The organism is Protofrankia sp. Cj5 (genome assembly GCF_917627405.1).
Taxonomy (GTDB): domain Bacteria; phylum Actinomycetota; class Actinomycetes; order Frankiales; family Frankiaceae; genus Protofrankia.
Genome location: NZ_CAKJTO010000150.1, coordinates 1 through 8,994, shown reverse-complemented (window position 1 = coordinate 8,994; position 8,994 = coordinate 1). Strand labels below are relative to the sequence as shown.

At 70.5% G+C, this 8,994-nt stretch carries 8 protein-coding genes and 2 pseudogenes; 3 read left to right on the top strand and 7 right to left on the bottom strand.

Features of this window, described 5'->3' with window-relative positions:
* Positions 1–220 (top strand): annotated as a pseudogene (locus MJ777_RS21030) (DUF4351 domain-containing protein); the annotation flags it as partial.
* Positions 221–628: 408 nt separating this feature from the next.
* Here MJ777_RS21030 and MJ777_RS21025 read toward each other — a convergent pair.
* Positions 629–1,372, bottom strand: a complete 744-nt coding sequence (locus MJ777_RS21025) for a FadR/GntR family transcriptional regulator (RefSeq protein WP_239377544.1) — start codon at positions 1,370–1,372, stop codon at positions 629–631.
* Positions 1,373–1,622: 250 nt separating this feature from the next.
* Complete coding sequence (locus MJ777_RS21020) at positions 1,623–2,741, bottom strand: phosphotransferase family protein (protein WP_370652798.1); 1,119 nt, start codon at positions 2,739–2,741, stop codon at positions 1,623–1,625.
* Between the two features lie 231 nt (positions 2,742–2,972).
* On the opposite strand from MJ777_RS21020, the gene MJ777_RS21015 reads away from it, so the two are divergent.
* Both MJ777_RS21015 and MJ777_RS21010 read left to right on the top strand, forming a co-directional pair.
* Entirely contained in the window at positions 2,973–4,238 is a 1,266-nt protein-coding gene (locus tag MJ777_RS21015) for an acyl-CoA dehydrogenase family protein (RefSeq protein ID WP_239377542.1), read from the top strand.
* A gap of 33 nt (positions 4,239–4,271) precedes the next feature.
* On the top strand, positions 4,272–5,078 hold the full coding sequence (locus MJ777_RS21010; protein ID WP_239377546.1) for an SDR family NAD(P)-dependent oxidoreductase: 807 nt from the start codon (positions 4,272–4,274) through the stop codon (positions 5,076–5,078).
* A 57-nt stretch (positions 5,079–5,135) separates the two neighbouring features.
* On the opposite strand, the gene MJ777_RS21005 is transcribed toward MJ777_RS21010, so the two are convergent.
* The 5 genes and pseudogenes from MJ777_RS21005 to MJ777_RS20985 form a co-directional block, all read right to left on the bottom strand.
* Positions 5,136–5,465, bottom strand: coding sequence for a hypothetical protein (locus MJ777_RS21005; protein ID WP_239377547.1), 330 nt, complete (start codon positions 5,463–5,465; stop codon positions 5,136–5,138).
* 47 nt (positions 5,466–5,512) lie between these two features.
* A pseudogene (locus MJ777_RS21000) lies at positions 5,513–5,716 on the bottom strand (alcohol dehydrogenase catalytic domain-containing protein); the annotation flags it as partial.
* Positions 5,717–5,722: 6 nt separating this feature from the next.
* Positions 5,723–6,208 (bottom strand): nuclear transport factor 2 family protein, encoded by a 486-nt coding sequence (locus tag MJ777_RS20995; protein WP_239377541.1) that lies wholly within the window; start codon positions 6,206–6,208, stop codon positions 5,723–5,725.
* Positions 6,209–6,265: 57 nt separating this feature from the next.
* Positions 6,266–7,765, bottom strand: coding sequence for an aldehyde dehydrogenase (locus tag MJ777_RS20990; RefSeq protein WP_239377540.1), 1,500 nt, complete (start codon positions 7,763–7,765; stop codon positions 6,266–6,268).
* 122 nt (positions 7,766–7,887) lie between these two features.
* On the bottom strand, positions 7,888–8,994 hold a 1,107-nt coding region (locus tag MJ777_RS20985), incomplete at its 5' end, for an ABC transporter permease (RefSeq protein WP_239377539.1).

The window sequence follows — 8,994 nt, the reverse complement described above, 5'->3', positions numbered from 1 at the left end:
ACAGCTCCGCGCTGAGGGACGTGTCGAAGGCCGTGTCGAGGGCCGTGTCGAGGGCCGTGTCGAGGGACGTGTCGAGACCCTCGTCCAGCAGCTGACACTCAAGTTCGGCCCGCTTCCCGAGACGCTGCTCGCCACTGTGCGTAACGCCTCCGCTGATCAGCTCCAGACCTGGACCGTCCGTGTCCTGACCGCCGACACCCTCGACCAGCTCTTCGGCTAACCCCAATGCCGGGACGTTACAGCGGGACAGCGAGGATTTGACCGTACGGACGCTGACGCGTGGGCGGCGGGGCGGCAGCAGCCCGGCCAAGACGGCGAGGCCGATCCGGCCGACCGGGTCCGAGTCGGTGGTGACCACACCCTCGGCGGCGGGCAGCGTCTGTCGGACTGGCTTCCAGGGCGATGGTGAAACTGGCCCGGTCCGAGTCGGTGCCAGGAACCGATTCCACGGCGGTGACCACGGCCCTACGTAGCGCCTGGCGGCAGCGTCGAAGCCCCGGTCGGCCAGCACCAGCATGTCCCGGGTGAGTAAAGGCAGTAGGCGGCGGGCGTAATCGGTCTCGCCGGTGGCGGGCGGGCCGAAGACCGAGCAGCCACGCCGGGTGATATCGACCCACCGCCGCGGTGATCACCGCCATTCGATGAAGTCGTCCATCCGGTCGCCGAAGCGCTCACGGCTGTACCGTGCGATGCCGTGGATGTGCTCCTCCATGAGACTGTGGGCCTGCTTGGCATGACCGGACAGAATGGCCCGGGCCAGCTTCAGGTGATCGTCGGCGATCAGGTCACGCATCACCCGGGGGTCGTCAGTGAGGGCGACGTGGTGGGCGACGATCCGGCCCATGGTCTGCATGCTCAGCTCGAGCACGCGGTTGCGGGCCAGTGAGGCTATCGCGATGTGGAATCCACCGTGCTCCTGGACGAACTTCCCCAGCTCCTCGTGTTCTTCGTGTTCTTCGTGTTCTTCGTACGCCCCGCCTCCGTCGAGGTAGGGTGCCATCGCGGCGGCACGCGCGTCCCTGTCCGGGTTGCGGGCGGCCCGGTCGGCCAGGACGCATTCGGCCAGCACCCACGCTTCGAAGAGCTCGGTGTAGGTGGCCCCCGCCAGGTGGAAATACAGCGTGGAGATGCGTCCGAGGTTCGACGGGTCGACGGTACCGACCACCGGGCCGCCGCCCGGCCCACGGCGGATGGACAGCAGGCCCTGCACCTCCAGGAGACGCAGCCCCTCCCGCAACGACTCGCGGCTCACTGAATACTGTTCGAGCATGGCCGCCTCCGACGGCAGGCCGTCACCAGGCTGTAGCCCACGGGCGATGATGTCGTGCACCACATCCCGTGCGACGGTCTCCGATGTCTTCAGGCGGCGCATCACCCCGTCACCTGACGCGATCGCGATGCAGCCTTGCGGAGTGACCGGGGCCGGTGCGTGCCGACGAGTGCCCAGCGCTCCAGCGGGCGCAGGCAACGGCTCTCGACCGGGGCTGCTCAGCATGAGCTGAGGGTACCGCCAGGCTGAGTTGCTCCTGATGAATCGCGCTGCCCAGCTCCTTGCGTGCCCCGTCCCGCGGACGAGCTGGACCGGCCGGTAGCGCCGGCGGCTGTGGCCCGGCGGTCCTGGCTCACCCCGTGACGTCCCCCAGGATCCGCAGGGCACGCCGGGCAAGCATCCCGATGTCGTCCCCGCGGCTGGCCATACGTTCGTCCGTGCTCTCCCCACGCACGTAGCGTTGGTGCAGCTGCTGGCAGATCACCGCTGTCCGCCAGCAGGCGAACGCCTCATACCAGGCAATGTGTGACAGGTCGGCGCCGGTGCGCGCCGCGTACCGCCGCGTGGCCTCCGCCCGGGTGGGCACGCCCAGCGTCCGCAGGCCCGGCACGTGCAGCGCGTGGTCGTCCGCGGTGTCCGACGGGTCGGGCCAGTAGTTGAGCAGCATCCCGACATCGGCAAGCGGGTCGCCGAGCGTCGCCATGTCCCAGTCGAAGACCGATGCCACCCGGTCGGGTGCGGCCGGCGCGAACTGACAGTTGTCAATCTTGAAGTCGTTGTGTATGAGCACGGATGCCCGCGAGACCGGCAGCGTGCGCTCCAGACGGCGGCCCGCTTCGGTCATCTGTGCGTCGAACTCGGCGGTGGCCACGAGCTCCCAGCGACGGCGCCATCCCGACAGCTGGCGCGCGAGGTATCCGCCGGGCCGGCCGAGATCGTCGAGGCCGCAGCTCGCCGGGTCGACGAGATGCAGGTCGGCGAGAGCGTCGACGGTGGCGAAACCGACGCGGCGAGCCGCGTCGGGCAGGTCACGCAGCGACGGCGGCAGCGCCCCCCAGACCACCACCCCGGCGCGGTACTCGCCGACCACGAAGTCGCTGCCCACGACGTCGTGGTCGGCACAGAACACGTAGGCCCGCGGAGCGCGGTCGTACTCCTGCCACAGGCGGGACAGCACCCGGTGCTCGCGGCGCATGTCGTGGGCGCCTGGGGCGATCACGCCGAACGGGGGCCGGCGCAGCACCAGACGGGTGTGACCGAACGAGAGCAGATAGGTGAGGTTCGCCGAACCGTTCGGGAACTGCGCCACCGACAGGTCGCCCGTCACCTCCAGCCCCCGCTCGGCCAGCCGCGGCAGCAGGTACCTGGCCAGCCGCTCCCACGGAAGGTCCTCACCGGGGCGGACCGGCGCCAGCTCAGGCGGATCCGCCGGCTCAGGCGAATCCGCTGACGGCCAAGACTCGGCGTTCATCATCCCCGGCCCTTCCCGGTAGCTGCGGTCCTGGTAGGCACTGTCCTGGTGGGCACTGTCCTGGCCGCGGTCCCGATGCCGCCGGGCAGCGCGCCGCGCGCCCGCGTGCCAGTGGCGCCTGTGGGGGAACCTGGCACAAACCCCCGCAGGCCCCGTTGCGCCTGCCATCCAAAGACCTTAACCTCATGACGAATATAGACGTGACGAATCTGACAACCCCGAGGGAGACCCATGGGCGCGGAAGCTGCGGACAGGGATCTCGAGGCCTTCCGGGGCAGGGTACGTGCCTGGCTCGCCGACCGCGCGGGCCCGCGGGCCGTCCCAGGTGAGAGCCGCCAGGAAGGCTGGGGACAGGGGTCGGACGATGTGTCGGTCTTTCACAACCTGTCCTTCGCGGACGAGAAGGCGCTGATCGACCGGGCGGCTGCCTGGCAGCGGCAGAAGTTCGACGCCGGCTTCGGCGCGATCACCTGGGCTCCCGAGTACGGCGGCGGCGGGCTCGGGCCCGAGTTCGCCGAGGTGTTCGCCCACGAGGAGGCACACGTCGAGACTCCGCCGGGGCACGAGCTGCTGACGGTGACGCTGCACCTGATCGCCCCAACGATCGAGCTCGTCGGCACCCCCGGCCAGCGCGCTCTCCTGGTGCGGCGGTTCCTGCGCGCCGAGGAGCTGTGCTGCCAGCTGTTCTCCGAGCCGGGCGCTGGTTCCGACCTCGCCGCCCTGGCCACCCGCGCGGTTCGCGACGGTGACGCCTGGGTGGTCAACGGGCAGAAGGTCTGGAGCTCGGGTGCCCAGTTCGCCGACTGGGGCATGCTCATCGCGCGGACCGACCCGGATGCCGCGAAACACGCGGGCCTCACCGCCTTCATGATCGCACTGGGCTCTCCCGGAGTGACCATCCGACCGCTGCGCCAGATGTCGGGCGGTTCGTCGTTCAACGAGGTCTTCCTCGACGGCGTCCGGGTTCCCGACTCCCTGCGTCTCGGGGAGGTGGGCGGGGGCTGGCGGACGGCCCTGACGACGCTCGGGTTCGAGCGCGAGGCCAGCAGCGCGCCGAGCCAGGTCGGCGGGGGCTTCCGGGAACTCGTGGCGCTGGCCCGGTGGCTGGGTCGGGCGGGCGATCCGCTGGTCCGCCAGCAGCTCGCCGACGTGTTCATCAACGAACGGCTCGCCCGGGTGTCGGCCCAGCGGGACGAACAGGCCCGGCAGGCCGGCCGGGCGCTGGGGGCGGCGGGCTCCCTGCGCAAGCTGCGCTGGGTGGCGGGCATGGAATCGGCGTCGCGGACGGCCGCTCTGCTGCTCGGCCCGCGCCTGACGGCGGACACCGGTGAGTGGGGCACGTTCTGCTGGAGCGCCCATGTCCTGGGCGCTCCGGGCTACCGGATCGCGGGTGGTTCGGACGAGATCCAGCGCAACATCATCGCCGAGCGGATCCTCGGGCTGCCGGGCGAGCCGCGGACCGACCGGGGCAGGCCCTGGCGGGACATCCCACGTTGACCATCGGCGGATCCCAGCGTGGCGGGAGCACAGATGCGCCAGTGCGATGACCCCGGGCATGGCAGCCCGCTCCAGGGCAAGGTGGCACTCGTGACAGGCGGGAGCCGCGGCCTCGGCCGGGAGATGGTGCTCGCGTTCGCCGCGGCCGGCGCGGACGTCGTGATCACAAGCCGGAAGGCCGCCGGCTGCGCGGAACTCGCCGCGGAGGTCCGCCGCGCCACCGGCCGCAGGGCGTTGCCCTACCCGGCGCACGTCGGCGACTGGGCCGGCCTCACCCGCTTGGTGGACGCCGTCTACGACGAGTTCGGCCGGCTCGACATCCTGGTCAACAACGCCGGTATCGCCCCGCGCTACCCGAGCCTGGACGAGGTGACCGAGGAGCTGTTCGACAAGGTCATCGGGGTCAACCTCAAGGGGCCGTTTCGGCTCACCGCGCTCGCCGGTGCCCGCATGGCCCGCGCCGGCGGCGGTTCGATCATCAACATCAGCAGTGTCGCGGCGGTGCGCCCGACGCCGGGCGACCTCCCCTACGCGGCGGCCAAGGCGGGCCTGAACACCCTGACCGCCGGCTTCGCCCAGGCCTTCGGGCCGACGGTCCGGGTCAACACGATCATGGCAGGGCCGTTCTTCACCGACATCAGCAGGACCTGGGACATCCCGGCCTTCGAGGCGATGGCCGGACGCTTCCCCCTGGGCCGGGGCGGCGACCCGCGCGAGATCGTCGGTGCGGCCCTGTACTTCGCCGGGCCCGCGTCGAGTTTCACCTCCGGCGCGCTGCTCGCCGTCGACGGCGGCCAGGCAGTCGTCCCCTATACCGCTCCGGCTGACGGGCCAGACTGACGGGCCAGACTGCCAGACATCCGTTCCGCCCCGGCCGCCACGCAACGGATGTCGGCCTCAGGCTGACAGGCGGACGGCTCCCCGCACGATCGTGCCTGCCGCCTGGTCGCGGTAACCCGTCATCACATCGGCCAGCGAGCCGTAGATGCGGGTCACGATGGAGCTGAGGTTGTAGCGGCCAGCACGGTGGAGGCCGGTGCGGAACTCGATCCCCCCGCGGCCGTCCCAGGATCCGGCAAGGCAGCCGACCACCTGCTTCTCAAAGCTCCGCAGGTTACGCAGACTGATCGTGGCAGCGGTCTCCTCCGCGGGATGGCCGATGGTGCAAGAGACAAAGACCCCCAGGTCCTGACCGCGGGCATGATGCCGGGCGGTGCCGTCGGACACCTGGAACCCCTGGCCGAGCAGCGCTCCCGCTCACGGAAGTAGGGGCGGCCGTCCAGGCAGGGCGCGCAGTCCCCGCATGGCGGCAGCGGAACGCTGAGCACGACATGATCACCCAGACGAATGCGCCGGCCCCCCGGCCCCACCGCTTCGACGACGCCAGCGCCCTCGTGGCCCCCAATGATCGAGAGCCGGATCTCCGGGTAACCACCCCTGCGCAGGTGGTCGTCGCTGTGGCAGAGGCCGGTCGCCACCACATGTCACCGGGGACACACCTGGGGGCCGGGCCCGCCGACCTCGGCAAGGTAGCCGGTGGAGTCCACCCGGCGCTCGCCCCAGCGAATCTCGAAGAGAAGCCTGCTGATTTTCCAGCCGTCCGCTTCGCGTCGCAGCTGGTTGTGGTATCGGCCGACGAGCACGTGCACCGTTTCCGCGGACGCACGGAACACCTGGTGTGAGGTGTGGTAGACGAGCGCGCTGGCCTGATCCGCCGCAAGGTCCACGTGGTAGACGCTGAGCAGGTGATGCTGCCAGACGCATTCCCGGGTGGCCTCGTCGATCCAGTCGGCGACCGCGTCACCGCCGATGATGGGATCGGCGTTGCCGTACCGCGCCCACAGGTCGTCGGCGAGGGTCGCCCGGACCCCGTCGATATCCCGTGTGTCGATACACGACGCATACCGGTAAAGCACGTCGGCGACCTCGGCGCGGTCCAAGCCGGCCTCGATCTCAGCCGCTGTACGCATGCTCACCCCTTTCAGAACAGTCCCAGCGGGTGCCGCGCCCGCCGCCGCGCTGGCGCGTCAGCCCCCCACCTTCATCCACACACTCTTGATCTCGGTGAAATCGTCGAGCGAGGCCGCGCCCAGGCTGCGGCCGTGCCCGGAGTTCTTCACGCCGCCGTAGGGCACCGTCGGGTAGACCATCTGGTAGGTGTTCACCCACACCGTTCCGGCCCGTAATGCTCTGCTCGTGCGGTGTGCCAGGCCCAGATCGTTCGTCCACACACCGGCCGCCAGCCCGTACTCGGTGTCGTTGGCGATGGCGATGGCCTCCTCCTCCGAGCCGAACTCCAGCACGGACATCACCGGCCCGAAGATCTCCTCGCGGGCGATCCGCATGTCGTTGCGCACGGATGTGAACACCGTTGGCTGGTGGAAGTAGCCGACGTCGCCATGGCGCTCACCGCCGAGCACCAGCTCCGCGCCCTCGTCCCGGCCGTAGCCGACGTAACGCCGCACCCGCTCCAGCTGCTCGGCGGACACCAGCGGCCCCAGCTGGCTGCTGGGGTCGAAACCCGAGCCGAGCTGGATGTCACGCGAGCCGTCAATGATCATGCTTACCAGTGTGTCGTGCACGGAGCGGTGGACCAACAGGCGGCTGCCCGCGGTGCACACCTGCCCGGACGCGCCCCACACCCCGGCCATGGCCGCGGCGGCGGCGGCCTCCAGGTCGGCGTCGGGGAAGACGATGAACGGGCTCTTGCCGCCGAGCTCGAGGCTCACCCGTTTCACCCGTGCGGCGGCGGCGGCCTGGATGGCGCTTCCGGTCGCCACCGAACCGGTGAACGACACGGCGTCGATGTTAGCGGAGGTGACGAGGGCCGCGCCCACCACCTCACCGACACCTTGGACGACGTTGAAGACCCCCGGCGGGATTCCCGCCTCGAGCGCCAGCTCCGCCATGAGAACCGCCGACATGGGGGTCTGCTCGGCCGGCTTCAGCACGACGCTGTTGCCGGCGCTGATGGCGGCGGCCACCGCGGCGAACACGGCTGTCGGCCCGTTCCACGGGGTGATCAGGCCGATGGCGCCGATCGGCTCCCGATGCTGGTAGACGACCAGGTCCGACGGTACCGCCGGGATCGCTCCGGCGAGCTTGGACGGCCAGCCGGCGTAGTAGTCGATACCGTCGACCGCGAACTGGACGATGAAGCCCTCGTAGAAACGCGGCAGCCCCGAGTCGATCACGTCGATCTCGGCGAAGACGTCCGCCCGCTCCGCCAGGAGGCTGGCGAGCCTGCGCATCCGGCGTTCCTTTTCCAGCGGCGGGAGGAAGCGCCACCGACCGTCGTCGAACGCGGCGCGCGCGGACCGCGCGGCCCTTTCGGCGTCGACCGCCGAGCCGGCCGCGGCGGTGGCGACGTGGCGTTCGGTCGCGGGGTCGATGACCGCCATCGTCGACCCGTCGAGGGACGGGACGACCGCACCGTCGATCACGTGGCCGAACAGGGGGCGCGCCAGCTGGCGCGCGGCTTCCGCCGAGATCGGATATACCGATTGATCATCCAATGTGCTGCTCATCGAAGCTGCTCCGATCTGGTTGCGGGAAACCCGCGGACATCACCGCGGTCACGGCGTTCGACGGCCAGGGCAGTTCGACGGCCAGGGCACAGGAGATCCCCGGACACCGGCCTGGGCCCGCGTCACGGCTCGGCCACGGTTGTGACGGCGGGCTCGGTCGCGGTCGTGGCCGCCTGTGCCCGCCGGCTGCGCCGCGTCTGGGCGACCTGCCGGCTCGCCAGGGAGACCGCGATCAGCAGCGCCACCCCCTGGAACAGCGGCTGGATCCAGAAGGTGCCAGGCCCGAAGGCCAGCTGTAGCCCCTTGACGCCGAAAGCGAGCGCGAAGTAAGCGATCAGCGTGCCCCACACATTGGGCCGCCGGGAGAACTGCGACGCCCCGAAGAACACCGCCGCCAGCGCGGGGAACAGCAGGCCCGGACCGGCGTCCGCGGTGTAGGCGCCGACCCGCATCGCGTAGATGACGCCGGCGATCCCGGCCACCGCGCCGGAGGCGACGAGCGAGCCGTAGACAAGCCGCTCCGTCGACAGGCCGGCCAGCCGCGCGGCATCGGGGCTGCTGCCGACGGCGAACAGGTAGCGCCCGGCCGGCGTGTGCTCCAGCACGAACCACCCGATGACCGCCAGTACCAGCAGGTAGAGCACGACCACCGGAACACCCAGCAGGTTCGTGCTGCCAAGCGTCGCGAACCGGTCGGAGAACGCGCCGGTGATCTGACGGTTGTCGGAGACCTTCAGCCCCACAGCGGTGAGCACCTGGCTCACGCCGAGGGTGGCTATCAGTGAGTTGACCCGCAACCGCACCACCAGGAAACCGCTGATCAGACCGACCAGGCAGCACAACAGCACAGCGCCGGTACAGACCAGGGCGATCGGGACGCCGGTGTTGGCCGCGAACCAGTTGATCACGACGAGCGACAGCCCCATCATCGCGCCGATCGACAGGTCGAAAACACCGGCCGCGAGCGGGACGAGGAAGGCCAGTGCCAGAACCGCCGTCACCACGCCTTCACCGAAGGTGAGACGGAACGTGCTGACCGTCAGGAACAGGTGCGGCTTGAGCGCGCCGAAGATGACGATGAACAGCGCGAAGAGAATCAGTGCGCTGTACCTGCCGAGCGTGACGCTGACCGGCTGCCGGACCGGCTCCGGCGGACGGGGAGCGCCGGAGCTCCCGCGGCCCGTCCCGCCCGCCGCGGCGACGCCGGCTTCCCGCGCCGTGGCGGGCCC